The sequence below is a fragment of the Streptomyces sp. NPDC058307 genome, assembly GCF_042880295.1.
GTDB lineage: Bacteria > Actinomycetota > Actinomycetes > Streptomycetales > Streptomycetaceae > Streptomyces.
Genome location: NZ_JBHVYZ010000016.1, coordinates 119,994 through 144,595, shown reverse-complemented (window position 1 = coordinate 144,595; position 24,602 = coordinate 119,994). Strand labels below are relative to the sequence as shown.

General features: G+C 69.1%; 26 protein-coding genes and 1 pseudogene. 12 read left to right on the top strand and 15 right to left on the bottom strand.

The window, feature by feature from the left end; all coding sequences use genetic code 11:
• Positions 1-80: 80 nt before the first annotated feature.
• Positions 81-482, bottom strand: a complete 402-nt coding sequence (locus ACFVYN_RS14945; RefSeq protein WP_389997680.1) for an SseB family protein — start codon at positions 480-482, stop codon at positions 81-83.
• Positions 483-790: 308 nt separating this feature from the next.
• Here ACFVYN_RS14945 and ACFVYN_RS14940 point away from each other — a divergent pair, with 308 nt between their 5' ends.
• The gene (locus tag ACFVYN_RS14940) at positions 791-1,291 is read left to right on the top strand and encodes a hypothetical protein (protein WP_389997677.1); all 501 of its coding nucleotides are present in this window, start codon (positions 791-793) and stop codon (positions 1,289-1,291) included.
• A gap of 169 nt (positions 1,292-1,460) precedes the next feature.
• Here the strand turns inward: ACFVYN_RS14940 and ACFVYN_RS14935 are convergent, their stop codons facing one another.
• From ACFVYN_RS14935 to ACFVYN_RS14905, 7 genes are all read right to left on the bottom strand, one after another.
• Positions 1,461-1,715 (bottom strand): Txe/YoeB family addiction module toxin, encoded by a 255-nt coding sequence (locus ACFVYN_RS14935; RefSeq protein WP_389997674.1) that lies wholly within the window; start codon positions 1,713-1,715, stop codon positions 1,461-1,463.
• A complete protein-coding gene (locus ACFVYN_RS14930) occupies positions 1,712-1,993 on the bottom strand; it encodes a type II toxin-antitoxin system Phd/YefM family antitoxin (protein WP_389997671.1) in 282 nt (93 codons plus the stop codon). Before ACFVYN_RS14930 ends, ACFVYN_RS14935 begins: the two co-directional genes overlap by 4 nt.
• Before the next feature lie 424 nt (positions 1,994-2,417).
• Entirely contained in the window at positions 2,418-3,725 is a 1,308-nt protein-coding gene (locus ACFVYN_RS14925) for a diaminopimelate decarboxylase (protein WP_389997668.1), read from the bottom strand.
• Complete coding sequence (locus ACFVYN_RS14920; RefSeq protein ID WP_389997722.1) at positions 3,722-4,474, bottom strand: gamma-glutamyl-gamma-aminobutyrate hydrolase family protein; 753 nt, start codon at positions 4,472-4,474, stop codon at positions 3,722-3,724. The genes ACFVYN_RS14925 and ACFVYN_RS14920 overlap by 4 nt, the downstream gene beginning before the upstream one ends.
• A gap of 77 nt (positions 4,475-4,551) precedes the next feature.
• On the bottom strand, positions 4,552-5,337 hold the full coding sequence (locus tag ACFVYN_RS14915) for an amino acid ABC transporter ATP-binding protein (protein WP_389997665.1): 786 nt from the start codon (positions 5,335-5,337) through the stop codon (positions 4,552-4,554).
• Positions 5,334-6,323, bottom strand: coding sequence for an amino acid ABC transporter permease (locus tag ACFVYN_RS14910; RefSeq protein ID WP_389997663.1), 990 nt, complete (start codon positions 6,321-6,323; stop codon positions 5,334-5,336). The genes ACFVYN_RS14915 and ACFVYN_RS14910 overlap by 4 nt, the downstream gene beginning before the upstream one ends.
• The gene (locus tag ACFVYN_RS14905) at positions 6,320-7,225 is read right to left on the bottom strand and encodes an ABC transporter substrate-binding protein (RefSeq protein WP_389997660.1); all 906 of its coding nucleotides are present in this window, start codon (positions 7,223-7,225) and stop codon (positions 6,320-6,322) included. The genes ACFVYN_RS14910 and ACFVYN_RS14905 overlap by 4 nt, the downstream gene beginning before the upstream one ends.
• 139 nt (positions 7,226-7,364) lie before the next feature.
• Between ACFVYN_RS14905 and ACFVYN_RS14900 the strand changes: the two genes are divergently transcribed.
• Positions 7,365-8,978: a PucR family transcriptional regulator gene (locus tag ACFVYN_RS14900; protein ID WP_389997658.1), complete on the top strand. Its 1,614-nt coding sequence runs from the start codon at positions 7,365-7,367 to the stop codon at positions 8,976-8,978.
• On the opposite strand, the gene ACFVYN_RS14895 is transcribed toward ACFVYN_RS14900, so the two are convergent.
• On the bottom strand, positions 8,965-9,261 hold the full coding sequence (locus ACFVYN_RS14895; protein ID WP_389997655.1) for a type II toxin-antitoxin system Phd/YefM family antitoxin: 297 nt from the start codon (positions 9,259-9,261) through the stop codon (positions 8,965-8,967). The genes ACFVYN_RS14900 and ACFVYN_RS14895 overlap by 14 nt on opposite strands.
• Before the next feature lie 212 nt (positions 9,262-9,473).
• Here ACFVYN_RS14895 and ACFVYN_RS14890 point away from each other — a divergent pair, with 212 nt between their 5' ends.
• Positions 9,474-10,055, top strand: a complete 582-nt coding sequence (locus ACFVYN_RS14890; RefSeq protein WP_389997653.1) for a Uma2 family endonuclease — start codon at positions 9,474-9,476, stop codon at positions 10,053-10,055.
• Positions 10,056-10,121: 66 nt separating this feature from the next.
• Here the strand turns inward: ACFVYN_RS14890 and ychF are convergent, their stop codons facing one another.
• Entirely contained in the window at positions 10,122-11,210 is a 1,089-nt protein-coding gene (gene ychF, locus ACFVYN_RS14885; protein WP_389997650.1) for a redox-regulated ATPase YchF, read from the bottom strand.
• 178 nt (positions 11,211-11,388) lie between these two features.
• On the opposite strand from ychF, the gene ACFVYN_RS14880 reads away from it, so the two are divergent.
• Entirely contained in the window at positions 11,389-11,916 is a 528-nt protein-coding gene (locus tag ACFVYN_RS14880) for a DUF6542 domain-containing protein (RefSeq protein WP_389997648.1), read from the top strand.
• Positions 11,917-12,085: 169 nt separating this feature from the next.
• On the opposite strand, the gene ppgK is transcribed toward ACFVYN_RS14880, so the two are convergent.
• Together ppgK and ACFVYN_RS14870 are read right to left on the bottom strand one after the other, a co-directional pair.
• A complete protein-coding gene (gene ppgK / locus ACFVYN_RS14875) occupies positions 12,086-12,829 on the bottom strand; it encodes a polyphosphate--glucose phosphotransferase (protein ID WP_389997645.1) in 744 nt (247 codons plus the stop codon).
• Between the two features lie 29 nt (positions 12,830-12,858).
• Positions 12,859-13,860: a 4-hydroxy-3-methylbut-2-enyl diphosphate reductase gene (locus tag ACFVYN_RS14870; protein WP_389997642.1), complete on the bottom strand. Its 1,002-nt coding sequence runs from the start codon at positions 13,858-13,860 to the stop codon at positions 12,859-12,861.
• Positions 13,861-13,976: 116 nt separating this feature from the next.
• On the opposite strand from ACFVYN_RS14870, the pseudogene ACFVYN_RS14865 reads away from it, so the two are divergent.
• From ACFVYN_RS14865 to ACFVYN_RS14850, 4 genes and pseudogenes are all read left to right on the top strand, one after another.
• Positions 13,977-14,283 (top strand): annotated as a pseudogene (locus ACFVYN_RS14865) (amino acid permease); the annotation flags it as partial.
• A gap of 83 nt (positions 14,284-14,366) precedes the next feature.
• On the top strand, positions 14,367-15,575 hold the full coding sequence (gene xseA / locus ACFVYN_RS14860) for an exodeoxyribonuclease VII large subunit (RefSeq protein ID WP_389997640.1): 1,209 nt from the start codon (positions 14,367-14,369) through the stop codon (positions 15,573-15,575).
• Positions 15,576-15,584: 9 nt separating this feature from the next.
• Positions 15,585-15,818 carry an exodeoxyribonuclease VII small subunit gene (locus ACFVYN_RS14855; protein ID WP_352388910.1) on the top strand — a complete coding sequence of 78 codons (234 nt, stop codon included), beginning with the start codon at positions 15,585-15,587 and terminating at the stop codon, positions 15,816-15,818.
• 147 nt (positions 15,819-15,965) lie between these two features.
• Entirely contained in the window at positions 15,966-16,556 is a 591-nt protein-coding gene (locus ACFVYN_RS14850) for a malonic semialdehyde reductase (protein ID WP_389997636.1), read from the top strand.
• Between the two features lie 59 nt (positions 16,557-16,615).
• Here the strand turns inward: ACFVYN_RS14850 and ACFVYN_RS14845 are convergent, their stop codons facing one another.
• The gene (locus ACFVYN_RS14845) at positions 16,616-17,137 is read right to left on the bottom strand and encodes a DUF4245 domain-containing protein (RefSeq protein WP_389997633.1); all 522 of its coding nucleotides are present in this window, start codon (positions 17,135-17,137) and stop codon (positions 16,616-16,618) included.
• Between the two features lie 127 nt (positions 17,138-17,264).
• Here ACFVYN_RS14845 and glpX point away from each other — a divergent pair, with 127 nt between their 5' ends.
• A complete protein-coding gene (gene glpX, locus ACFVYN_RS14840) occupies positions 17,265-18,299 on the top strand; it encodes a class II fructose-bisphosphatase (protein ID WP_352388913.1) in 1,035 nt (344 codons plus the stop codon).
• A 182-nt stretch (positions 18,300-18,481) separates the two neighbouring features.
• Here glpX and ACFVYN_RS14835 read toward each other — a convergent pair whose 3' ends face one another.
• Together ACFVYN_RS14835 and ACFVYN_RS14830 are read right to left on the bottom strand one after the other, a co-directional pair.
• Positions 18,482-18,856, bottom strand: a complete 375-nt coding sequence (locus ACFVYN_RS14835; RefSeq protein ID WP_164432724.1) for a WhiB family transcriptional regulator — start codon at positions 18,854-18,856, stop codon at positions 18,482-18,484.
• 174 nt (positions 18,857-19,030) lie between these two features.
• Positions 19,031-19,777: a DUF1707 domain-containing protein gene (locus tag ACFVYN_RS14830; RefSeq protein WP_389997629.1), complete on the bottom strand. Its 747-nt coding sequence runs from the start codon at positions 19,775-19,777 to the stop codon at positions 19,031-19,033.
• Positions 19,778-19,954: 177 nt separating this feature from the next.
• Here ACFVYN_RS14830 and ACFVYN_RS14825 point away from each other — a divergent pair, with 177 nt between their 5' ends.
• From ACFVYN_RS14825 to ACFVYN_RS14815, 3 genes are all read left to right on the top strand, one after another.
• Positions 19,955-21,622: a fumarate hydratase gene (locus tag ACFVYN_RS14825; protein WP_389997626.1), complete on the top strand. Its 1,668-nt coding sequence runs from the start codon at positions 19,955-19,957 to the stop codon at positions 21,620-21,622.
• Positions 21,623-22,404: 782 nt separating this feature from the next.
• On the top strand, positions 22,405-23,808 hold the full coding sequence (locus ACFVYN_RS14820) for a class II fumarate hydratase (protein WP_389997624.1): 1,404 nt from the start codon (positions 22,405-22,407) through the stop codon (positions 23,806-23,808).
• A 72-nt stretch (positions 23,809-23,880) separates the two neighbouring features.
• Complete coding sequence (locus ACFVYN_RS14815; protein ID WP_389997621.1) at positions 23,881-24,573, top strand: DUF402 domain-containing protein; 693 nt, start codon at positions 23,881-23,883, stop codon at positions 24,571-24,573.
• The last annotated feature ends 29 nt before the right edge of the window (positions 24,574-24,602 follow it).

The following is a 24,602-nucleotide window of genomic DNA, read 5'->3' as shown; positions in this document are numbered from 1 at the left end:
ACACCGTCCAGGCCCTCGTCACCCGCACCATCCCCCCCGACACCGTCATCGAGGCGAAGCCCCGGGCGTGACCTCGGTGCTCAGGCGACGTCGCGGTCGAGCAACTGCTTGACGCCCTGAGCCGTCAGTGCCAGCTCTTCCGGCGTTCCGGCGTCGATGACCAGCGCGAGCTTCTCGGACGGCCAGCGGTGGGCGAGGACGCCGAGTGTCACCTGCTGATGCTCCGTGATCTGCGGGAGCGCGTGTTGCATACGTGTCTGCGTGGTGAACACCGGCACCAGTTCGGTGCCGTCCTCGACCTGGTAGACGGGCAGTGTCACCTCTCCGGGAACCCCACCTTGCGCGACGGCGTCGGCAGTGGGGACGAGGACCTCGCTGCCTGCAAGGGTGTCCAGCTCGGCTTCGTCCGCGTCGCCGGCCACGACGGCGCGCAGGGCCAGGTGCACGGCGGGGGCGACGCCGTTGGAAGAGTGATCAGTCATGGCTGCTCCGATCGGCACGTCAAAGGCGCGGGGGGCGCTGATCCCGCTCGCGTTCCACGGCCCGACTACCCACGGGGTCATGGCCCATGTGTGCGGTGGCGACGACCGGGTGCCTGAACGGCGTGCGACGCCCGTCCCGGCAGGGGTCGTAGCCGCCACCCTCGCAACCGCTGCCGTCATTCTGGCGATCACCGAGTGGCGGCGAGTCCCGGCACGCAAGCAGGAGCTCAGCCGCGAAGGCCGGGACAGTGCCAGGACCGCCGCCGCCGTCCTGAACCGGGCGTTGACCCAGCGCGTCAGAAAGAGTGATGACGGGCCCCGGCGGCGGCCGCCGCTTCGTCGGTCTGAGCGACCGCTTCGAACTGGTCGACCACATCGGTAGTGGCGGATTCGGAGACGTGTGGCGTGCCCGCGAAGGGATGCTCGGCCGCGAAGCAGCTCTGAAATTCCTTGCCTTGGACGATGCGATCAAGGAGATCGAACGGGACCTCGACGCTTCCGGAGCAGAGCAACGTGTTTACGGCTCCGCACCGGGCCCGAACGCATCCGTGTCCGGCGACGGCTTCGCGGATCAACTCAGCGCTGTCGAACTCACCGTACGGCGGCTTGTCTGGAAGCACGGCCATGACCATGCTCTGGTCATCACAGCGCGCAGGGAACTTGCCGACCTCACTGGGCACAGCGGTGACGTGCGCGGAGCCGCCGAACTGTACGACCTTCTCGGTCGGGACTGCACTACCTGGTTCGGTCCCGGGCACAGCCGCACGCTCGACGTCTTCGAAGGTATGGCGCGGTGGGTCAGCGCCTGAGACGAGGAAACCCAGTAGTGAATCCGCCAGGCCATGGATATGGCCTGGCTTGGAGAATCTGGAGTGCTGCCCGTCGGGTCCTGGCCTTGCCCTGCGGAAACATCCCCTTCGATCGCCCCCGGCATCAATCCGGCACGAGAGCGGCAACCCAGCACGAACGGCCCTGCGGTCAGTAGTGATAGCGGGCTGCGAGGATCACGATCTCTTTGTCCGTGACCAGGTAGACGAGGCGGTGTTCGTCGTCGATCCGCCTCGACCACGCCCCGGGCAAGTGGTACTTGAGCGGCTCGGGCTTGCCGATCCCCGTGAAGGGGTCACGCTTGACGTCCTCGATGAGCTTGTTGATCCGAGCAAGCATCTTGCGGTCGTTCTTGAGCCGGGACGTGTAGTCCTCCCAGCCCTGATCCTCGAAGACAAGCCTCACTCGGCACCTTCAGCAGGATCCGCCACATCCGGATCGATCAGCTCACGCTCCGACACATTGATGTTGCCCAGGGCATTCTCGTACGCCTTGAGCAGTCGCCGCGCGTTCGCAGGCGACCGCAGCAGGTACGAGCCTTCGCGCAGTGCCGCGTAATCCTCGGCAGAGACGAGCACGGCGTTGCCATGCTTGGACACGATCTCGATGGCCTCGTGATCGTCGTTGACCTTCTTGATCAGCGGGAAGAGAGCCTTACGGGCTTCGCTCGCAGTTATCGACATGGATTGACTCCCTCTGCCTAATGGTACCGAATAACGTACCACTGACGCACCCGAAGCAGGGCAAAACAAGCGACAGCCCATCAGACATCCCAGCACCATCCCGGCACGGGAAAGAGCCAGGGGCTCGACTCCGACGAGTCGAGCCCCTCTGACCTGCGCATTCAACAAAGGCAACGTGGTGGATCTGCGTCTAAACGTTGAAGCGGAACATTCACCACAGCGCTCCCACCTGCGGAAACGAGCGTCCAAGAGATCAAGGTCAGCACAGAATCAGCACGGTTCGAACGAGTCGGCAGCGAATGGTGCGGCGGCTACGTGGCCGACAGTTCGCTCCAGGGGCCGATCAGTGCCCCCGTGAGGCCCGCGCTCCTCGCCGGTGAACCGCGCGCCGTGTGCAATTGCGTGAGTTCCGCGGACGCGCTGTTCACCAGCCGGTCCGTGCGAGGACGTGCCGGATGGTCTCCGCGGGTCGCAGCGGCAGGAACTCGATGTTCCCCTGCGGATCGATGCGCACTCCGTGGACGGCGGGGTCGGGCAGACTGTTGTAGTGGAAGGGGGTGGAGGAGTAGTACGCGCCGGTGTCGAGGAGACAGACGATGTCGCCGGGCGCGAGCATCGGCAGCGGACGGGCCCGGGCGAGCAGGTCGCCGGCGAAGCAGCAGGGGCCGGCGATGTCCTGGGGTACCGGCTCGCCTGCCTTGAGGCTCCCGTCGGGGCCGTGTGCGGTGATCCGCAGTGGCCAGGACGACGGCATGAACACCGTCCGGGTCGCCACCTGGGCGCCGGCGTGGGTGATGGCGATGGGGCGTCCGCCGGAGGTCTTCGTGTATTCCACGCAGGCGGCGGTGAACCCGTTCTTGGCCAGGAGGGACCGGCCGAACTCGGTGACGACCCGGTACTCGCCGCTGAACAGGGCGGGCACATGGGTCTGAAGGCACTTGACGTACTCGTCGAAGCCGGGAGTGGTCTCGTCGTCGAGGAAGTTGACGGGGAGTCCCCCACCGATGTCGATGCCGGTCAGCTGGCGTCGGCCGAGCTTCAGGTTGACCTCGTCGGCGAACGCCACGGCCTGGGCGATGCCCTCGGCGATCAGTTCCAGCGGGCAGCCCTGCGAACCGACATGCGCGTGGACCCAGGTCAGCCAGGGGCGAGCGCGGTACGCCTCCAGGAGGCGCCCCCGGTTCCCGTCGTCCTCCAGCGGGATGCCGAACTTGGAGGTCGCGGTGGCTGTGCTCATCTCCGCTATCTCACCACCCCCGACCTGGGGGTTGAGGCGTACGCCGATCCGGGAGGCGGAGGGACGAGACGCGAGGCTCTCGTCGATGCGGGCGAGTTCCTGGAAGTTGTCGGCGTTCACCGCGACACCCAGCTCAAGAGCCCGCGTCAACTCCGAGCGGGTCTTGGCCGGGGAGTCGAAGACGATCTGCTCCGGCGCGAATCCGGCGGCCAGGGCCTGGGCGAGTTCGCCGGCGCTGGCCACCTCGCAGCCCATGCCGAGGGTACGCAGCTCCTCCAGCACGGGGACCAGGCAGTTCGCCTTCGCAGCGAAGGTGTGCAGGACGCTCACGGTGTCCGGGAAGGCCGCATGGAGGGCCGCCACGCTCGCGGCGACGCCGTCGAGGTCGACGAAAGCGGCCAGGACGGCATGGTCGGGCTCGACGAGCCCCTGCCGTACGGCAGCGCGCAGGATTCGTTCGCGTCGTTCTGCCGCGGAAGCGTTCACGTTCGTCATGGGGCCTGCTTCCTTGCGAACTCTCGCCCGACCGGCTGCCGTTCGGCCGCGTACCGGGCGCAGTGGGAGACGAAGTCGTCGAAGAGCCGACGGTGCGCCGGACGGTCGGACAACTCCTCCGGGTGGTACTGGACTCCGACGATCCACCGGTCGGGGTCGGTCGCCTCGACGGCTTCCACGACGCCGTCCTCGGCCGTGCCGACCACCCTCAGTGCCGGGGCGATGCGGGCGATGGCCTGATGGTGAAGGCTGTTGACCTGCAGCAGTCGTGTGCCGGCCAGTTCGGCGAGGCGAGACCCCGGTTCCAGCAGAAGGGCGTGTGCCTCCGGACGCGATCGCAGGTCCTGAAGGTGGGTCACCTCACCCGGCTCCAGATGCTGGATAAGGCTGCCGCCGAGGGCCACGTTGAGGATCTGGCAGCCTCGGCAGACACCGAGTACGGGCATCCCCGAGGCGGTCGCGCAGTCGATCGCCGTGATCTCCAGCGCGTCGAGGTCCTCGTCGACGAGCGTCTCGGGCCGTAGCTCCTCACCGAAGTGGCGCGGATGCGGGTCGGCTGCGTCCACTCCGCCCGGCAGAAGCAGGCCGTCGACGGTACCCAGCACCTGGCGAACCGCGGCGGCGTCCATGCCCGGCACGAGCACGACCGGCACGGCGCCGGAGTTCGTCAGCGTACGTACACAGCTCTCGGCCAGCCTCAGAGCGGACGGGCGGAGAGGCAGATCCCTCCCGGCCGTTACCGCGATCACCGGCCGGCGAACGACGTCAAGCACAGGGTTCGGTCCCTCTCGGTGTGGTGCGAAGGAGGTAGGGGTAGCGGTCGCGGTCACAGGACACTGTCGAGGAAGACCCTCGTCCGCTCGTGCTGCGGATCACTGATGACCTGGGAGGGCGCACCCGACTCGACGACGATGCCGTCGTCCATGAAGACGACGTGGTCCGCCACTTCCCGGGCGAAGCCGATCTCATGGGTCACCACGATCATCGTCATTCCGCTCCTCGCCAGGTCGCGCATCACGGCCAGGACGTCGCCGACGAGTTCGGGGTCCAGCGCGGAGGTCGGTTCGTCGAAGAGCATCAGTTTCGGTTCCATCGCGAGCGCGCGGGCGATGGCGACCCGCTGCTGCTGACCGCCCGACAGGTGGGCGGGATAGGCCCCGGCGTGCTCGGCGAGGCCGACCTGCCGCAGCAGTTCCATGCCGCGCGAGCGTGCGTCGGCCCGGTTGCGGTGCGCTACCCCGACCGGAGCCTCGGTGATGTTCTCCAGGGCGGTGAGGTGGGGGAACAGGTTGAACCGCTGGAAGACCATGCCGATGTTCCGGCGCTGGGCGGCGATCTCCTTCGGCTTCATCTCCCTGGCACGGGAGCCGTGTTCCTGGTAGCCCATCAACTCGCCGTCGACGTAGATGCGCCCGCCGTCGACCCTTTCGAGGTGGTTGATGCAGCGCAGGAAGGTCGATTTGCCCGAACCGGAGGGTCCGAGCAGGCACATCACCTCTCCACGCCCGACTTCGAGATCGATTCCCTTGAGTACCTGGAGCGCACCGAACTGCTTGCGGACGCCTCGCGCTTCCACCAGCGGCCGATGGCCGCCGAAGCTCTGGATGGTCATGTGCCCGTCTCCGTCCTGGTGTTGCGGGGGGCGGCGTGCGCGACCTGCGCGAGGCGGGTCCGGAGTCGGCCGACACTCTGGCGGGCCTGCTGCCACGGTGTCATCGGCAGGTCGCGGTGGGCACCGCGGCCGTAGCGGCGTTCGAGGTAGTACTGCGGTATGGAGAGCACCGAGGTGAGCACCAGGTACCAGGCGCTGGCGACGATCAGCAGCTCCACCTGACTCAGGTTCTGCGCGGAGATCCAGCTGGCCCGCGTGTAGAGCTCCGGCACCGCGATCAGCTGGAGCAGGGCGGTGTTCTTGAGCATGGAGATCGTCTCGTTGCCCATCGGCGGGATGATCACCCGCATCGCCTGGGGTACGACGATGCGCCGCAGGGTGTAGGCGGGCGACATGCCCAGCGAGTGGGCCGCCTCGACCTGCCCGTGATCGACGGAGAGCAGCCCCGCGCGGACGATCTCGGATGCGTAGGCGGCCTCGTTCATCCCCAGGGCCAGCAGACCGGCGACGAAGGGCGTGACGATCACGTTGGTGTCCGCGGAGAAGAACTGGACCGAGGTGAGGGGGATACCGAGGCCGATCTTCTGGTACAGCAGGCCGAGATATCCCCAGAACACGATCTGGACCAACAGCGGCGTACCCCGGAAGAACCAGGTGTACGCCCATGACACCACCCGCAGAACGGGGTTCACGGACAGCCGCATCACCGCGAGCGTGATGGCGAGCGCCGTGGCCAGCAGCATCGAGCAGGCGGTCAACGCGACCGTGAGCAGGACGCCTTGGACGATCCGTCCGTCGAAGAGGAAGTCGGTGATCGTGGCGTGGTCGATGTTGTGGTTGCCCCAGAGCGAGAGCACCCAGCCCGCGCACAGCACTCCCAGCGCGAGGGCGGCGAACCACCGCCCCGGATGGCGGCGGGGCGCGGCGGCCACGTCATGCGTCCTGGCAGTGCCCGGGGCGGTGAGGCCGGACAGGGCGGCCGTCATCCGGCGTTCACCTTCGCCGACGTGACGCCATAGGACGTCAGGCCGTACTTCTTCAGGATCTGTCGGTAGGTGCCGTCCTCGACAAGCGAGTCCAGCGCCGACTTGAGGGCGAGCACGAGGTCGTGGTCCTTGCGGAGCACTCCGACACCGGTGTAGACGGGCGCGTATCCGGTGGGGTGCGCCGGATCGCGTACGACCTCGAACTCCTTGCCGTTGCCCGCTGTCCGGGCGTTGTACTCGGCGACCGCGGCGTCCAGGACGTCAGCGGTGGCCTTGCCTGCGCGGACGGCGACCAGGGCGTCACCCTCGCTGGGCAGCTCGACCACCGTGATCGGGCTCTTCCCGGCGGCCTTGCACGCCGATGCCTGGGACCTCATGAGAGCGGCCTGCGTGGTGGCCTTGGCGACCGCCACGGACTTGCCGCACAGGTCGAGCACGTTGCCGATCTTCTCGGGGTTCCCCTTCTTCACCACGATGTCCATGCCGGCGTGGAAGTAGTCGACGAAGTACAGACTCTTCTGCCGCTCCGGCGTGTCATTCATCCCGTACATGATGATGTCGTGCTTGCCGGACTGGAGTGACGGGATGATGCTGTCGAACGCCTGGTTTGTGAAGTTGAACGACACGCCCAGCTTGGCGCCGAGCGCCTGCCCCAGGTCGTAGTCGAACCCGGTGAACTTCTGCTGGGAATCCAGCATTTCCATTGGCGCGTAGACGCCACTGGCCACGTCGATTCCGCTCTTGAAACGTGCGGGCAGCAGCTTGGCCGCCCTGGCGTCGCGCGCGACGGTCGCCGTGGCCGCCGTCTGCTTCGTGGAGGTGTCCGACGCGCCGCTACAGGCAGTGAGGAGCGTTCCCGCGGCGACCGCCGCGATCGCGGCGGCAAGGCGAACTCTGACCATGTGAGGTCTCCAATTCGGAGGATGAACGATGAACAGGGCACCGAAAGGGAAATGCCGGAACCCCGGTGCGAGCTGTTGCTGGGAATTCTTCAATCCGCACACGCTGGCCGTCCTAATCCGATTGGCCTAGGATTTCGGCATGTGGTTGTCGGATCGGACGAACGACGGGGTCGTCACCCTCGGCCGCCTCGTCGAGACCATCGGATCGCCGGTCCTCACCGTGCTGGCCGTACCGCACGGGTCGGAACAGCCCGTGCGGGGGACCGTCCTGCACGACCCCGCCGACCCCCTGCCCCCGGGCGCGGACCAGCTCCTGCTCATGCCGGGACTCCAGCCCGACCAGCCCGCGGCGACCCAGCTCGTACGGGACGCCGCCGGCCGGGGGTACTGCGCCATGGTGCTGAAGGTGAGGGGGGCGGACACCGCCGACGTCGTCGCAGAGGCGTCCCAGAGGGGGCTCGCGCTTTTCGCCGCGGCCGACGAGATCTCCTGGCGCCACCTCGACGCTCTTCTGCTGTCCGTTCTGGGCTCGGAAGGTATGGGCGGCGAACCGACGGGCGGCACCGAGGAGGGGCTGTTCACCCTCGCGAACGCGGCCGGAGCCGTCATCGGCGGATCAGTGGCGATCGAGGACCTGGACCGTCGGGTGATGGCCTATTCGTCATCGCCGGACCAGCGCATCGACTCCCTGCGCCAGGAAGGGATTCTGAGCCGCAGGGTTCCGGAGATCGACCACAACCTCGAGCGCTATCGCATCGTGCTCGGCTCCGACGGGGTGGTCCGTTTCCCCGAAGCACTGGGCGCCCTGCCGCGCGCGGCCGTCGCCATCAAGGCCGGAACCCAGCCCCTCGGCACCATCTGGGCCGTCGAGGGTCCCCATGGCATCAGCGGCGAAGGAGAGAAAGCACTGGCCGACTGCGCACGGTTGGCGGCGCTGCACATCCTGCGCAACCGCAACGCGAACGAACTCGAACTCCAAAAGCGCGAGAGCGCGCTGCTGGGCGCGCTGGAGGGCCTGTGGGCCACGCACGAGACGACCTTCCGGTTGTCCATCCCTCCACGGGCCGAGCTCGGCCTTCTCGCCTTCGCCGCCTCCACCGACGCGGCGGGCCTGCTCGCACTCACCGCACACCTCGGCCATGCCCTGGCACGCCACATCGTGCCGTTTCGCCCCGACGCGAGCATCGCCACGACCTCACGAGCCATCTACGTTCTGCTGCCGGGCGGCGGCTCCCCGGCCGCGACCCGGCTGGCCCACAGCGTGCTCGCCGCCCTCCGCGACTCCTTCGGCGACTTCGTACGGGCGGCGGTCGCCCCCACCGAGACGGATCCGGCAGCGCTTCCGGCGATGCGCCGGGAGGTGGACGACATCCTCAGGGTGACCACCGCTCACCCCGACGCACCCCGCGTGGCCGCACTGGCCGACGTACAGGCGCGGCTTCTGCTGGCCCGGGTGGGCGACGAACTCGCCTCCGAACCGCGCCTGCACCACCCGAGTGTGGCCGCCCTGGTCGCCCACGACGCCGACCACGGTACGGACTTCGCCGCCTCCCTTCTCGCCTGGCTGGAGGCGGTGGGCAACGTGGCCGAAGCGGCGGCGCGACTGGGTGTGCACACCAACACTCTTCGATACCGCCTGCGCCGCACCACCGAACTGTTCGGCCTGCCGCTCGATCAGTCCGACGACCGGCTCTCCATCTGGCTGCAACTGCGCATCGCAGACGACAAGGGACGCGCGCTCAGCCCTCGGTGACCCACCGTCCGACAGACGGGAGGGCGGAGCACGGCGCCTTCACCCCGGAAGGGCTCGCCACCGGCCGCCCGGACCTGGCCGCCGCCGAAGCGTTGAGCAGTCGCCGTGCGTTCGCAGGCGAGCGCAGCAGGTACGAGCCCGCACGCAGTGCCGCGTAGCCCTCAGCCGAGACGAGCACGGCGTTGCCGTGCTTGGACACGATCTCGATGGCCTCGTGATCGTCGTTGATCTTCTTGATCAGCGGAAAGAGAGCCTTGCGGGCTTCGCTCGCAGTTATTGACATGAGTGACCCCCTCCATCAGGTAGGGCGGGTTCACGCCGATGCAGTTCACGCCGACCACCACAACGTTGCGACCTGCAGAGATGCACTTTCGGGGGCGCAGTCGGCACAGAACCAGCAACGTCACCGAAGGTGGGCGATGAACAGGGAACAGAGCGATGTCCTACGTCGACGATCTCGTGGCCCGGGTTGTCGCGAGTGGTTACGGTAGTGCCATGACCGCACTGCCCGACTGGATGCGCCCGCCGCGCGCGGAAGGCTGGTTCGCGGAGGATCTGGACCGCCTCCCCGAGGCACCACGCCACACCGAGCTGATCGACGGAGCGCTTGTCTTCATGATGTCGCCGCAGAGGTGGTGGCACGGCCACCTCGTCACCATGCTCACCGTCGCTCTCATGGAGCAGGCGCCCGGCGATCTCAGGGTCGGCCGTGAGATGACCATCAAGCTCGATGACCGAAACCGGCCCGAGCCGGATCTGCTGCTGACGACGGCCGACTACGACGGAAACCGCACCTGGTTCGCACCACACGAGGTACGACTCGTCATCGAGGTCGTCTCACCCGAGTCCGCACACCGAGACCGTACAGTCAAGCTCCGCAAGTACGCAGAGGCCGGCATCCCGCACTACTGGTGCATTGAGGATGAAGGCGGCGCTCCCGTCGTGCACGTCTACGAACTCGACGAACCGACTGGCGTCTACGCACCCGCCGGTATCTACCGGGGCACCCTCGAGCGCCCTGTGCCCTTCGAGGTCGTCCTGGATCTCGACAAGCTCACCCCGCCGCGAGGCGACTAGGAGTCAGCACCAAGTCAGCACGGGAACACCGAAGGGGCCGGGCTCGCCAGAGCCCGCCCCCTTCGATCACACGTTGAAGCGGAACTCCACCACGTCCCCGTCCTGCATCACGTAGTCCTTGCCCTCCATCCGCGCCTTCCCCTTTGCGCGCGCCTCGGCGACGGACCCCGTCTCCACCAGGTCGTCGAAGGAGATGACCTCCGCCTTGATGAAGCCCTTCTGGAAGTCGGTGTGGATGACTCCGGCGGCCTCGGGGGCGGTGGCGCCCTTCTTGATGGTCCAGGCGCGGGACTCCTTGGGGCCGGCCGTGAGGTAGGTCTGCAGGCCGAGGGTGTTGAAGCCGACGCGGGCGAGGGTGGCGAGGCCGGGCTCCTCGGCGCCGACCGACTCCAGGAGCTCCATCGCGTCCTCCTCGTCGAGCTCGGCGAGGTCCGCCTCCAGCTTGGCGTTGAGGAAGATCGCCTCGGCGGGGGCGACCAGGGCGCGCTGCTCGTCCTTGAAGGACTCGTCGACCAGCTCGTCCTCGTCGACGTTGAAGACGTACAGGAAGGGCTTCGTCGTCAGCAGGTGCAGGTCGTGCAGCAGCTCCTCGTTGCCGGAGCCCTGGACGATGCCCGTGGAGAACAGCGTGTCGCCCTTCTCCAGGATCTCCTTCGCCGCCTCCACGGCCGCGACCTTGGGGGCGATGTCCTTCTTGATCCGCGACTCCTTCTGGAGGCGGGGCAGGACCTTCTCGATGGTCTGGAGGTCGGCGAGGATCAGCTCGGTGTTGATCGTCTCGATGTCGTCCTTGGGCGAGACCTTGCCGTCGACGTGGACGACGTTCTCGTCCTTGAAGGCGCGGATGACCTGGCAGATCGCGTCGGACTCGCGGATGTTCGCGAGGAACTTGTTGCCCAGGCCCTCGCCCTCGGAGGCGCCCTTCACGATGCCGGCGATGTCCACGAAGTCGACGGTGGCCGGAATGATCTTCTGCGAGGAGAAGATCTCGGCCAGTTTCGTCAGGCGCGCGTCCGGGACGCCGACCACGCCGACGTTCGGCTCGATCGTGGCGAACGGGTAGTTGGCCGCCAGCACGTCGTTCTTGGTCAGGGCGTTGAACAGGGTCGACTTGCCGACATTCGGCAGGCCGACGATTCCGATCGTGAGCGACACGTTGCGACTTCCCGTACGTGAGAGGAGACGTGAGGAGACTGGGCGGCCAGGGGGCCGATCCACCAGTCTACGGCGTGCCGCAGCACGCTCCGGCGGCCCTCTCGAACGCTTGGCCAAGGTCTTTCCCACGGCGTGTCCCGGGCGCGATTCCGCACATAAACAGACCTAGGTTGGTCCAGTGGAGCAACACAGGACACGACCCCCGCACAACGGAACGCGACGACCGGCCCAAGGAGCGCAGCTGCCCGCGCAGGCCCGCGGTGAGCGACGGCCGCCGATGGCCGGCAGACCCACACCGCCGGTGGTCCGCACGCTGCGGCGGCTGCGGCGGCTGCCGAACCCCCGGCTCACCGGGCTCGGCGCCGGCCTGTTCTGCGGTGCGCTGATGTTCGTGCTGGGCTGCCTCGTCTCCGTGCTGTTCGGCTCGTCGCTGACGACATACGGCGTGCTGTTCGTGCCGGTCAGTGTGCTGACGTCGGTCTGGATACGCCGGGGCGACCTGCTGACCGCCCCGATCGTCGTCCCGATCGCCTTCGCCGTCGGGCTCGTCCCGGTCGCCGACAACGGCGGCGGCACCTCGGGGCGACTGATGGGTCTGTTCACCGCCCTGGCCACGCAGGCCGGCTGGCTCTACGCCGGCACCCTGGCCGCCGGCCTCATCGCCCTGGTCCGCAGGATCCGCCTGGTGCGGGGCCGCTGGCGCTGACCGGGACGCGGGCCGACGGCAGGAGGTGCGGCTCCCGGGCTGTTCCCCTCGGGGGCCGCGCCCTCGCGCTGAGCGGCGCCGGTGACGCGGCGGCTCGGGGTGCCCTCGGCGCGAGGCCAGTCGATGCCGGACACGCGATGCGCCCCTCCCCCTACGCCCCCGCAGCCCCTTACTCCTGCACCGCCCGCATCGCCGCCCCCACGATCCCCGCGTTGTTCTGCAGCTGGGCCGGGACGATCTCGGCCTTGATGCCCTCGATGTGGGGCAGGAACTTCTGGGCCTTGCGGCTGACGCCGCCGCCGATGATGAACAGCTCGGGCGAGAAGAGCATCTCGACATGGGCGAGGTACTTCTGGACGCGGTGGGCCCAGTGTTCCCAGGTGAGTTCCTCGTCCTCCCTGGCCTTGCTGGAGGCCTTCTTCTCCGCGTCGTGGCCGTGCAGTTCGAGGTGGCCCAGCTCGGTGTTGGGGACGAGGACGCCGTCGACGAAGACCGCGCTGCCGATGCCGGTGCCCAGGGTGAGCAGGATGACGGTGCCCTTGCGGTCCTTGCCCGCGCCGAAGCTCATCTCTGCGACGCCCGCCGCGTCCGCGTCGTTGACCACGGTCACCGGCAGGCCGCCGAGCCGGTCGCTGAACAACGCGCGCGCGTCGGTGTCGATCCAGCTCTTGTCGACGTTGGCCGCCGTACGGATGTGGGAGCCGCCGGTGACCACGCCCGGGAAGGTCAGCCCGACCGGGCCGGTCCATCCGAAGTGGTCCACGACCTCCTTCACCCCGTCGGCCACGCTGTCGGGCGTCGCCGGGTGCGGGGTGAGCACCTTGTGCCGCTCCTGGGTGAGGTCGCCCTTGTCCAGGTCCACTGGGGCGCCCTTGATCCCGGATCCGCCGATGTCCAAGCCGAAGATCTGCATGGCCCTACGTTACGACGGACGACTGACAGTCACGCCGGGGAGGTCCCCTTGCGCTCCGCGACCAGCGCCGCGGCCTCCTCGCGCAGGTCCCGCCGCAGTTCCTTCGGGAGGGAGAAGGTGATGGACTCCTCGGCGGCCTTGACGAGTTCCACGTCGCCGTAGCCGCGCTGCGACAGCCACTCCAGGACCTCCTCGACGAGCACCTCCGGCACCGAGGCGCCCGAGGTCACACCGACCGTGGTCACGCCCTGGAGCCAGGCCTCGTCGATCTCGGCCGCGAAGTCCACGAGGTAGGCCTCGCGGGAGCCGGCCAGCTTGGCGACCTCGACGAGCCGCTTGGAGTTGGAGGAGTTGCGGGAGCCGACCACGATGACCAGCTCGGCCTCGGCGCCCATCTGCTTGACCGCGAGCTGGCGGTTCTGCGTGGCGTAGCAGATGTCGTCGCTGGGCGGGGAGATGAGCTGCGGGAACTTCTCCTTGAGGGCGTCGACCGTCTCCATGGTCTCGTCGACGGAGAGCGTGGTCTGGGAGAGCCAAACGACCTTCGACTCGTCGCGGACCTCGACCTTGGCGACGTCCGAGGGGCCGTCGACGAGGGTGATGTGCTCGGGGGCCTCGCCGGAGGTGCCGATGACCTCCTCGTGGCCCTCGTGCCCGATCAGGAGGATGTCGTAGTCCTCGTTCGCGAAGCGGACGGCCTCCTTGTGGACCTTGGTGACCAGCGGGCAGGTCGCGTCGATGGTGGCGAGCCTGCCGCGCGCGGCCTCCTCGTGCACGACGGGGGCGACGCCGTGCGCCGAGAACATGACGATGTTGCCCGGCGGGACCTCCTCCGTGCGCTCGACGAAGATGGCGCCCTTCTTCTCCAGGGTCTGCACGACGTACTTGTTGTGGACGATCTCGTGCCGGACGTATACCGGAGCGCCGTACTGCTCCAGGGCTTTCTCGACGGCGATCACGGCGCGGTCCACACCCGCGCAGTAACCACGGGGGGCGGCGAGCAGGACACGGCGGCCAGGCGAAGCGGTCATGGGTCCCATCGTAAGGCCGCGTTCGGCCGGTCAAAGATCGCGTGCCCGTGACCTTCCTGGGAAAAGCGAACAGGAGAGGTAGGCAGCGGGGCGGACGAGGGCCGGGCGGAGGCACGATGTCCGGTACCGGTACGGCGGGCCGTACGGCCGAGGAGGAACACGGCGGCCTGCGGCGCAGCCTGGGCTTTCAGGACCTCGTCGGCCACGGGCTGCTGCTCATCGCCCCCATGGCCCGCGTCGGCGTCCACGGCGCCCTTGACGCGAAGTCGCACGGGGCGGTCGCGCTCGTCCATGTCGTCGCCACCGTGGCGACGGCGTTCACCGCATTCAGTTACGCCCAGATGGTTCGACGCGTCCCCCGGGCGGGGTCGGTGTTCGCCTACGCGCGCGGGGCTCGGCGAGGAGTCCGGTTTCCTGGTCGGGCTCGGGGTGCTGGTCGCCCAGCGCAGCACGTAGTTCGCCGGCGGTGACGGTGCGTTGTCGTACCCGGCCGTTACGCTCGCGGCATGGCTGTGAACTCGACCCCCGAAACGCCTCTGCCCGTCGGCGAGGTGTCGCGCCTCATCGGCGGCTGGATCGACCGTCTCGGCGCCGTGTGGGTCGAGGGTCAGATCACCCAGCTCTCCCGGCGCCCGGGCGCGGGTGTGGTCTTCCTCACGCTGCGCGATCCGTCGTACGACATCTCGGTGAGCGTGACGTGTTTCCGGCAGGTCTTCGACGACGTCGCCGATGTCGTCAGCGAGGGCGCCCGGGTCGTCGTACTGGCGAAGCCGGAGTGGTACGCGCCGCGGGGGCAGCTCTCGCTGCGGGCCACCGAGATAAGGCCGGTCGGGGTCGGTGAGCTGCTCGCGCGCCTTGAGCAGCTGAAGAAGGCGCTGGGCGCGGAGGGGCTGTTCGCGCAGGAGCGCAAGAAACCGCTGCCGTTCTTGCCGCAGCTCATCGGGCTGGTCTGCGGGCGGGCCTCGGCCGCCGAGCGGGACGTCCTGGAGAACGCCCGGCACCGCTGGCCGGCCGTCCGCTTCGAGGTGCGCAATGTGCCGGTGCAGGGGGTGCACGCCGTCCCGCAGGTCGTGCAGGCGGTCAAGGAGCTCGACGCGCTGGACGACGTGGACGTGATCATCGTGGCGCGCGGCGGGGGCAGCGTGGAGGATCTGCTGCCGTTCTCCGACGAGCAGTTGGTACGGGCGGTCGCCTCCTGTCGTACGCCGGTGGTGTCGGCGATCGGGCACGAACCGGACACCCCGCTGCTTGACTACGTCGCCGACCTGCGGGCCTCCACGCCGACGGACGCGGCCAAGAAGGTCGTACCGGATGTCGGGGAGGAGTACGAGCGGGTGCGGGCGCTGCGGGACCGTGCCCGGCGGTGTGTCGGGTCCTTCCTCCAGCGGGAGGAGCGGGGCCTGGCGCAGGCGCTCGCGCGGCCGTCGATAGAGGATCCGCACCGGATGATCGACGAGCGCGCCGACCATGTGGCCGCCCTGGCCGACCGCGGCCGCCGCACGCTGGGTCACCTGCTGGACCGCGCGGACTCCGAGTTGACGCACACCCACGCACGCGTGGTGGCCCTCTCCCCCGCCGCGACCCTCCAGCGCGGGTACGCCGTGCTGCAGAAGGCCGACGGGCACGTGGTGCGGGCACCGGACGAGGTGACGGCGGAGGAGAGCCTGCGGGCGCGGGTCGCCGAGGGTGAGTTCACTGTCCGAGTCGATGCATAGGGTGGGCGGATGACCAGCAAGGTGGCGGAAGAGGCGCTCGGGTACGAGCAGGCGCGGGACGAGCTGATCGAGGTCGTACGGCGGCTGGAGGCGGGCGGTACGACGCTGGAGGAGTCCCTCGCGCTCTGGGAGCGCGGCGAGGAGCTGGCCAAGGTGTGCCGACGGTGGCTGGACGGCGCGCGGGCGCGGCTGGACGCGGCACTGGCCGAGGAGTCGGAAGACGGCGAGAGCGACTCCGAGTAGCCGCGGGCGGAAGAGCCGGTGTCTGTGAAGCGGATCACCACGCCCAGGATTTGATTGAAGGTTGAACTTCATTCCAGTACGGTCGGAGACGTCAACCGGTCCACGGTCCGTTTCCGGGGCCCACGTACCTCTTGAGAAGGTTCCTCCATGTCTCTCGTTCTTGACCCCGCCGCCCAGGACCTGCTGTTCCGCGAGGCCCGTACCGCGAACACCTTCACCGACGAGCCGGTGACCGACGAGCAGGTCCAGGCGATCTACGACCTGGTCAAGTACGGCCCGACCGCCTTCAACCAGAGCCCGCTGCGCGTCACCCTGGTCCGCTCCGCCGAGGCCCGCGAGCGCCTGGTCCAGCACATGGCCGAGGGCAACCAGCCGAAGACCGCCACCGCCCCGCTGGTCGCGATCCTCTCCGCGGACAACGAGTTCCACGACGAGCTGCCGCACCTCTTCCCGCACTTCCCGCAGGCCAAGGACGTCTTCTTCGGCGAGCGCGCCGCCCGCGAGGGTGCCGCCACGCTGAACGCCGCCCTGCAGGCCGCGTACTTCATCATCGGCGTCCGTGCCGCGGGCCTCGCCGCCGGCCCGATGACCGGTCTGGACTTCGAGGGCGTCCGCAAGGAGTTCCTGGACGACGACCACACCCCGCTGATGGTCGTCAACATCGGCAAGCCGGGCGACGACGCCTGGTTCCCGCGCTCCCCGCGTCTGGCCTACGACGAGGTCGTCACCACCGTCTGAGACGGCTGACACACGACGAGGGGCCCGGCCGCCGAGCGGCCGGGCCCCTCTCGCGCGGTTCACGCCATCTTGAGCGACTTCGCCATCTCGGTCAGCTGGGTGAGCGATCCCGTGCCCGCGACCACCGTCGTCGCCCCGTCGCCCTGGTGCACGAGGGCGTCGTAACGGCCGCCCGTGTACCGCGTCCAGGTGCGGCCCGCGATCTTCTGGGTCTGCTTCGTCGCCTCGGCGCCCTGGCTCGCCTCGTCGATGAACGCCGACGGCTTCTGAGTCGACTGCTCGATCTGCACGTACTGGTCACCGGGGGCCTGGAAGCCCAGGTGCCAGGCGTCGAACTGGTCGCCCTGGAAACGCACCGAGGTCGCCTTCCAGCCGGCCGGCAGGCCTTCGGGCGCGGCGACCGGGTACGAGGCCGCGCGGCGGGCCGTGAGCAGCTCGACGCGGTAGTCGACCGTCTTGATGTCGGGAGCGGAGTCGTCGTGCGGGATGAACACGTAGATGACCGCCGCCGCGATCCCGATCAGGCCCAGGGAGAGAATCATGTCCCGGACCGTCTTCTGCTTGCCGTTCGAACCTGCCACGCCCCCTATCGTCGCAGGTGCCCGGTCCGCTCATCCGTGGGGTCCCCTGCTCATTTTGTCGGACTGGGGATAGAGTCGACGGTCGAACCCTCATCCGGCCGTCGTCGTATCAGAAAGGTGCGCTCCGATGACCGAGCATCATCATCTTCCGTCCGAACTCGAAGTCCCCTCCGAGGCCCCCGACCGCAACCTCGCCCTGGAACTCGTCCGGGTGACCGAAGCCGCCGCGATGGCCGCGGGCCGCTGGGTCGGCCGGGGCGACAAGAACGGCGCCGACGGCGCCGCGGTGCGCGCCATGCGAGCCCTCGTCTCCACCGTGTCGATGAACGGCGTGGTCGTCATCGGCGAGGGTGAGAAGGACGAGGCCCCGATGCTCTTCAACGGGGAGCGCGTGGGCGACGGGACCGGGCCCGAGTGCGACATCGCCGTCGACCCGATCGACGGAACGACGCTGAACGCCAAGGGCATGCCGAACGCGATCGCGGTCCTGGCCGCGGCCGACCGGGGGTCGATGTTCGACCCGTCCGCCGTGTTCTACATGGACAAGCTGGTCACAGGCCCGGAGGCCGCGGACTTCGTCGACATCGACGCGCCGGTCTCCGTGAACATCCGGCGGGTCGCCAAGGCCAAGCGGGTCACTCCGGAGGACGTGACCGTGGTCGTCCTCGACCGGCCCCGGCACGAAGGGATCATCAAGGAGATCCGGGAGGCCGGCGCGCGGATCAAACTGATCTCCGACGGTGACGTCGCGGGGTCGATCTACGCGCTGCGCGAGGGCACCGGCGTAGACATGCTGCTGGGCATCGGCGGTACGCCCGAGGGCATCATCTCGGCCTGTGCCGTGAAGTGCCTCGGCGGCACGATCCAGGGCAAGCTGTGGCCGAAGGACGACGAGGAGCGGGCGCGGGCGATCGACGCCGGACACGACCTGGACCGGGTGCTGACGACCGACGACCTGGTGTCCGGGGAGAACGTCTTCTTCGTGGCCACGGGCATCACCGACGGGGAGCTGCTCCGGGGCGTCCGCTATCGCTCGGAGACGGCCACGACCGACTCGATCGTGATGCGGTCGAAGTCGGGGACGGTACGGCGGATCGACTCCGAGCACCGGCTCAGCAAGCTGCGGGCCTACAGCGCGATCGACTTCGACCGCGCCAAATAGCCCGGGGGCGGTGCGGCGGCCCGCACGGCCGCGGCCCTCGACGGCTGCGGGTACGTCGTGGCTTGTCGCGCCCACGCGGCGGAGCCGCACATCGATACAGCCCCGCGCTCCCAGGTGAGTTCACCCGCCGTTGATCAGGAAGGCGCCCCCGGTGCGGTGGGGGCGCCTTCCTGTGCGAGTGCTCAGCCCGCCTGGGCTATGCGGGCCGCCCTCGCGGCGTTCTTCAGTTCCATGTCGCGGCGGCGCCTGCGAGCCAGCACGACCCGGCGTTCCGCTGCGGTGAGGCCGCCCCAGACACCGTAGGGCTCGGGCTGGAGCAGGGCGTGTTCGCGGCACTCGACCATGACCGGACAGCGGGCACAGACGCGCTTGGCGGCCTCCTCGCGCGAGAGCCTGGCGGCGGTGGGTTCCTTGGACGGGGCGAAGAACAGGCCGGCCTCGTCGCGCCGGCACACCGCCTCGGTGTGCCATGGAGCGTCTTGGTCCCTGTCCCGCACTGGCACCCGCTGGGCAGGAACGGCAGCTACCTGCAGGGACGAATGCGGCGGTTGCAGCACGGTCTACTCCTGACGACGGCTTCGCGAGCGAGAGACGATGGAGCAAGCCCTACCCGCTGTACGCGCGCCTATGCACTGAGTCCCGAACCGCTGGACTCCGGGCGGTCGCGTGCGCTTCCCGGAGCCGCCCGGGGGCGGATCCTCTCGCTTCGGACACACCTCGATTCACAAGCGTCAACGATCCAGATGTTTGCGCAAACTCTTGTCGACCTTGCGATCGACCGCACGCTGAACCCGGTCGAGGATGTCCGCGACGAGCTTGCCGCGCTTCGGTTTCGCGTCGACACTGCCGAGGACGGCCCAGCCGTCGACGTACACCACGGGCGCGTCCGGCTCGGCCGAGTCGAGCGTGTCCACCTGGAAGTCACCGAGGACGCCGACTCCCGTGCCGCGCAGCGAGATGTTCTCGGGGACCCGCACCTCGACGCTGCCGCAGAGCGAGAACGCCTTGATGACGACCTGGCGGTACTCGAAGATCGCCTCGCTGAGGTCTATCTCGACGCTGCCGAAGATCGCGTAGGCGTGGATACGGCGGCCCGCGCGCCAGCGGCCCTTGCGGACGGCGGCGCTGAAGACCGCCACCACGTTGTCGTCCGGGTCCGGGGGGATCGCGTCGGTCGGACGGTTGGGGGCCGGGGTCCAGGCCGGGGCGGTACGGCGCTGGTGCGCCGCCGGCAGGTCCCGGATGAAGACCTCCAGCTCGCCGACCGTCTTGGCGCTCAGCACCCCCTCGACCCGCTCGGCGTGCTCGTCAGCGCTGAGGCGGCCCTCGGCGAGGGCCTCGCGCAGGATGTCGGCGACACGGTCGCGGTCGGCGTCCGAGGCGCGCAGGTCGGCCACCGCGGGTGCGGGGCCCGCGGGTGCATGGCCCGCGGGTGCGGGGCCCGCGGGCTGGGCAAGGTCGGGCTTCTGAAGGTCCACGACAGCAGCGTACCCAAACGCGATAGATCGCGACTAGGCCTGTGGACAACTCTTGGCGAACGCACGGCACCTTACTGAGCCTTACCTCACAACCTGCCGTCCCTGGGCAGGTCCTAGGCTGGTGGGGCCCGCCGACGGAGGCGGGTGGTCGACCCGCAGAGTGAGGAATGGGCTGAGATGCCTGAGTTCGCGTACACCGATCTGCTCCCCATGGGAGAGGACACCACCCCCTATCGGCTGGTGACCTCCGAGGGTGTCTCCACCTTCGAGGCCGACGGGCGGACCTTCCTCAAGGTGGAGCCGGAGGCGCTGCGCAAGCTCGCCGCGGAGGCCATCCACGACATCCAGCACTACCTGCGGCCGGCGCACCTCGCCCAGCTGCGGCGGATCATCGACGACCCCGAGGCGTCGAGCAACGACAAGTTCGTGGCACTGGACCTGCTGAAGAACGCGAACATCGCGGCGGCCGGCGTCCTCCCGATGTGCCAGGACACCGGCACGGCGATCGTCATGGGCAAGCGCGGGCAGAACGTCCTCACGGCGGGCGGTGACGAGGCGGCGCTGTCGAAGGGCATCTACGACGCGTACCTGAACCTCAACCTGCGCTACTCGCAGATGGCCCCGCTGACCATGTGGGACGAGAAGAACACCGGCTCCAACCTCCCCGCGCAGATCGAGCTGTACGCCACCGACGGCGGCGCGTACAAGTTCCTGTTCATGGCGAAGGGCGGCGGCTCGGCCAACAAGTCGTTCCTGTACCAGGAGACGAAGGCCGTCCTGAACGAGGCCTCCATGATGAAGTTCCTGGAGGAGAAGATCCGTTCGCTCGGTACGGCCGCCTGTCCGCCGTACCACCTGGCGATCGTGGTCGGCGGTACGAGCGCCGAGTACGCGCTCAAGACGGCCAAGTACGCCTCCGCGCACTACCTGGACGAGATTCCCGCCGAGGGCTCTGAGCTCGGGCACGGCTTCCGGGACAAGGAGCTGGAGGAGAAGGTCTTCGAGCTGACGCAGAAGATCGGGATCGGGGCGCAGTTCGGCGGCAAGTACTTCTGCCACGACGTGCGCGTGGTCCGCCTCCCCCGCCACGGCGCCTCCTGCCCCGTGGCCATCGCCGTCTCCTGCTCCGCCGACCGCCAGGCCGTCGCGAAGATCACCGCCGAGGGCGTCTTCCTGGAGCAGTTGGAGACGGACCCGGCGCGGTTCCTGCCGGAGACGACGGACGAGCACCTCGAGTCGGACGGTCACGTCGTCAGGATCGACCTCAACCAGCCGATGGACTCGATCCTCGCGGAGCTGACCAAGTACCCGGTGAAGACGCGGCTTTCGCTGACCGGTCCGCTGGTCGTGGCCCGGGACATCGCGCACGCCAAGATCAAGGAGCGTCTTGACGCGGGCGAGGAGATGCCGCAGTACCTGAAGGACCACCCGGTGTACTACGCGGGTCCGGCGAAGACGCCCGAGGGCTACGCGTCCGGTTCCTTCGGTCCGACGACGGCCGGCCGCATGGACTCCTACGTCGAGCAGTTCCAGGCGGCGGGCGGCTCCAAGGTGATGCTGGCCAAGGGCAACCGCAGTAAGCAGGTCACCGACGCGTGCGGTGCGCACGGCGGCTTCTACCTCGGCTCCATCGGGGGTCCGGCCGCCCGGCTCGCCCAGGACTGCATCAAGAAGGTCGAGGTCGTCGAGTACGAGGAACTCGGCATGGAGGCGGTCTGGAAGATCGAGGTCGAGGACTTCCCGGCGTTCGTCGTGGTCGACGACAAGGGCAACGACTTCTTCCAAGACCCGGCACCCGCCCCGACGTTCACGACGATCCCCGTGCGCGGCCCTGGCCTGGCGTAGCGCCCTTCGGGCCCTTCGGGGGGGGCGGCGGAGAGGGTTTTTCGCCCCCGCCGCCCCTACCCGTCCCATCCCCAGGGGCTGCCGCCCCTTCGACCCCGCTGCCGCCCCTTCGACCCCGCTGCCGGGGGCTCCCGCGGGGCGCAGGCACAGGACGGACGGAGCTCCTGCGGAGCGGCGGGATGGATTACGCCCCCCTCGCCCCCACCCGCCCGCGCCCCCGCCCCGGATTCGGCCCGACGGCGTCGCCGCCCCCGACGCCGGTCGAGTTGAGGGGTGCCGCCGAGCGAGCCCGGGCAACGGCCGCTTCCAAAACCAGGGCCGGCCCCTCCGCACATCCCGTGCGCGGGCCACAGCAGACGCGGCTCCAGCGGGGCGGCGGGGACGGAGTGCCCCCTCGACCCCACCGAGCCTGCGCCCCGCCCCCAGTTCGGCCCGACAGCGGGGGGGGGGTGGACGCCGCTCACTCCCACCCGGGTCCTCCGCCCCGCCTTTGCCCTCATACGGCGGGCGGACTGAACACCCCGTCCAAAGCCAAGCCCGGCCCCTCCACCCCGGCTGCACCAGCCTGCGGAGCGGCTCACCCCGACGCCCCTGCCCCGCTCCGCTCCCGAAGAGCCGGCAAGAGCAACGGCCCGCTCACCCCGCACTCGCATCGCAGCCCGACGGAGCGGGCACCCGCAGCTGGGTCCCTTTGGTGTCCGCAGCTCGGTGACACGCCGTGGGCCAATGGCAGGAATAGGTGCCACAGGGGCAGACGCTGACCAAGACGGAGGTGATCGGCAGTGGCCGACGAGCAGCAGGAACAGGCGTTTCGTATCGAGCACGACTCCATGGGCGAGGTCCGGGTCCCGGTGGACGCCAGGTGGCGGGCGCAAACCCAGCGGGCCGTGGAGAACTTCCCGATCTCGGGGCAGCGGATCGAGCGCGCGCACATCGAGGCGCTGGCCCGGATCAAGGGGGCGTCCGCGACGGTGAACGCGCGGCTGAACGTGCTCGACAAGGACATCGCGGAGGCCATCCAGGAGGCGGCCGACGAGGTGGCCCGCGGTGACTGGGACGCGCACTTCCCCGTCGACGTCTTCCAGACCGGGTCCGGCACCTCGTCCAACATGAACGCCAACGAGGTCATCGCGACCCTGGCGACCGAGCGGCTCGGCCGTGACGTGCACCCCAACGACCACGTCAACGCCTCCCAGTCGTCCAACGACGTCTTCCCCTCCTCCATCCACATCGCCGCCACCGCCGCCGTCACCCGGGACCTGATCCCCGCGCTCCAGCACCTCGCCGACGCCCTCGCCCGCAAGTCCGAGGAGTTCTCCGACGTCGTGAAGTCCGGGCGGACCCATCTGATGGACGCCACCCCGGTGACGCTGGGTCAGGAGTTCGGGGGGTACGCGGCACAGGTGCGGTACGGGATCGAGCGGCTGCAGGCGTCCCTTCCCCGGCTCGCCGAGCTGCCGCTCGGCGGTACCGCCGTCGGCACCGGCATCAACACCCCGCCCGGTTTCTCCGCCGCCGTCATCGAGGAGGTCGCCCGCACCACCGGGCTGCCGCTCACCGAGGCGCGGGACCACTTCGAGGCGCAGGGTGCCCGGGACGGGATCGTCGAGACCAGCGGGCAGCTCAGGACCATCGCGGTCGGCCTGACGAAGATCGCGAACGATCTGCGGTGGATGTCCTCCGGGCCCATGACCGGGCTCGCGGAGATCTCCCTGCCCGACCTCCAGCCCGGTTCGTCGATCATGCCCGGCAAGGTCAACCCCGTGATCCCGGAGGCCGTCCTCATGGTCGCCGCCCAGGTGATCGGCAACGACGCGACCGTCGCGACCGCCGGTGCGGCCGGCAACTTCGAGCTCAACGTCATGCTGCCGGTCATCGCCAAGAATGTCCTGGAGTCGGTCCGGCTGCTCGCCAACGTCACCCGGCTGCTCGCCGACCGGACCGTCGACGGGATCGTCGCGCACCGCGAGCGGGCCCGGGAGTACGCCGAGTCCTCGCCCTCCGTGGTCACCCCGCTCAACAAGTACATCGGGTACGAGGAGGCCGCGAAGGTCGCCAAGAAGGCCCTGGCCGAGCGGAAGACGATCCGGCAGGTCGTGGTGGAGAGCGGGTACGTCGAGCGCGGCGACCTGACGGAGCAGCAGCTCGACGAGGCGCTGGATGTCCTGCGGATGACACGGCCGTAACCTTTCCCGGCGCCGGCGTGAACCGTGACGCGCACCGCAGCGTCGTATGCCTATGGCACCTAATATCTGTGCATGGCAGACGGTGGAGCGGTGAGAGCGGTGGAAGCAGGTACGTCGGCGCACTTCTGGGAGCCCGGGAGTCAGATCCTGTGGCGCTACCGGGAGAACGCGGGCACGCACTTCCACATCGCCCGCCCGGTCACCGTCGTACGCGACGACGAGGACCTGCTCGCCGTGTGGCTGGCACCGGGCACCGAGTGTGTGCGGCCGGTGCTGGCCGACGGCACGCCTGTGCACGCCGAGCCGCTGGAGTCCCGTTACACCAAGCCGCGTTCTGTGCGGCGGGACCGCTGGTTCGGCACCGGGGTGCTGAAGCTGGCGCGGCCGGGGCTGCCGTGGTCGGTGTGGCTGTTCTGGGAGCCGGGCTGGCGGTTCAAGAACTGGTACGTGAACCTCGAGGAACCGCTGGCGCGCTGGGCCGGGGGCGTGGATTCCGAGGACCACTTCCTGGACATCACCGTGGACCCGGACCGCTCTTGGCAGTGGCGGGACGAGGACGAGTTCGCGCAGGCCCAGCGGGACGGGCTGATGGGCCCGGACCTGGCCGAACAGGTCAGGGAGGCGGGGCGCTGCGCGGTGGAGGTGATCCGTGACTGGGGCCCGCCGTTCTCGGACGGCTGGCCCGACTGGCGGCCCGATCCGTCCTGGACTGTTCCGCTCCTTCCGGAAGACTGGGACCGCACGCCCGCGCACTTGTCCTCGTGAGACCCTTGATGCGCCCCCGGGCCGCAAAC

What these genes read in the sequence shown, in the direction of transcription:
- xseA (WP_389997640.1), top strand. Translation starts at nt 14,367, where the DNA reads ATGGCTGTGAACTCGACCCCCGAAACGCCTCTGCCCGTCGGCGAGGTG.
- ACFVYN_RS14915 (WP_389997665.1), bottom strand. Translation starts at nt 5,337, where the DNA reads ATGACCATCCAGAGCTTCGGCGGCCATCGGCCGCTGGTGGAAGCGCGA.
- ACFVYN_RS14930 (WP_389997671.1), bottom strand. Translation starts at nt 1,993, where the DNA reads ATGTCGATAACTGCGAGCGAAGCCCGTAAGGCTCTCTTCCCGCTGATC.
- ppgK (WP_389997645.1), bottom strand. Translation starts at nt 12,829, where the DNA reads ATGCAGATCTTCGGCTTGGACATCGGCGGATCCGGGATCAAGGGCGCC.
- ACFVYN_RS14910 (WP_389997663.1), bottom strand. Translation starts at nt 6,323, where the DNA reads ATGACGGCCGCCCTGTCCGGCCTCACCGCCCCGGGCACTGCCAGGACG.
- ACFVYN_RS14850 (WP_389997636.1), top strand. Translation starts at nt 15,966, where the DNA reads ATGTCTCTCGTTCTTGACCCCGCCGCCCAGGACCTGCTGTTCCGCGAG.
- ACFVYN_RS14815 (WP_389997621.1), top strand. Translation starts at nt 23,881, where the DNA reads ATGGCAGACGGTGGAGCGGTGAGAGCGGTGGAAGCAGGTACGTCGGCG.
- glpX (WP_352388913.1), top strand. Translation starts at nt 17,265, where the DNA reads ATGACCGAGCATCATCATCTTCCGTCCGAACTCGAAGTCCCCTCCGAG.
- ACFVYN_RS14905 (WP_389997660.1), bottom strand. Translation starts at nt 7,225, where the DNA reads ATGGTCAGAGTTCGCCTTGCCGCCGCGATCGCGGCGGTCGCCGCGGGA.
- ACFVYN_RS14940 (WP_389997677.1), top strand. Translation starts at nt 791, where the DNA reads ATGACGGGCCCCGGCGGCGGCCGCCGCTTCGTCGGTCTGAGCGACCGC.
- ACFVYN_RS14870 (WP_389997642.1), bottom strand. Translation starts at nt 13,860, where the DNA reads ATGACCGCTTCGCCTGGCCGCCGTGTCCTGCTCGCCGCCCCCCGTGGT.
- ACFVYN_RS14855 (WP_352388910.1), top strand. Translation starts at nt 15,585, where the DNA reads ATGACCAGCAAGGTGGCGGAAGAGGCGCTCGGGTACGAGCAGGCGCGG.
- ACFVYN_RS14945 (WP_389997680.1), bottom strand. Translation starts at nt 482, where the DNA reads ATGACTGATCACTCTTCCAACGGCGTCGCCCCCGCCGTGCACCTGGCC.
- ACFVYN_RS14900 (WP_389997658.1), top strand. Translation starts at nt 7,365, where the DNA reads ATGTGGTTGTCGGATCGGACGAACGACGGGGTCGTCACCCTCGGCCGC.
- ACFVYN_RS14890 (WP_389997653.1), top strand. Translation starts at nt 9,474, where the DNA reads ATGACCGCACTGCCCGACTGGATGCGCCCGCCGCGCGCGGAAGGCTGG.
- ACFVYN_RS14925 (WP_389997668.1), bottom strand. Translation starts at nt 3,725, where the DNA reads ATGACGAACGTGAACGCTTCCGCGGCAGAACGACGCGAACGAATCCTG.
- ACFVYN_RS14895 (WP_389997655.1), bottom strand. Translation starts at nt 9,261, where the DNA reads ATGTCAATAACTGCGAGCGAAGCCCGCAAGGCTCTCTTTCCGCTGATC.
- ACFVYN_RS14825 (WP_389997626.1), top strand. Translation starts at nt 19,955, where the DNA reads ATGCCTGAGTTCGCGTACACCGATCTGCTCCCCATGGGAGAGGACACC.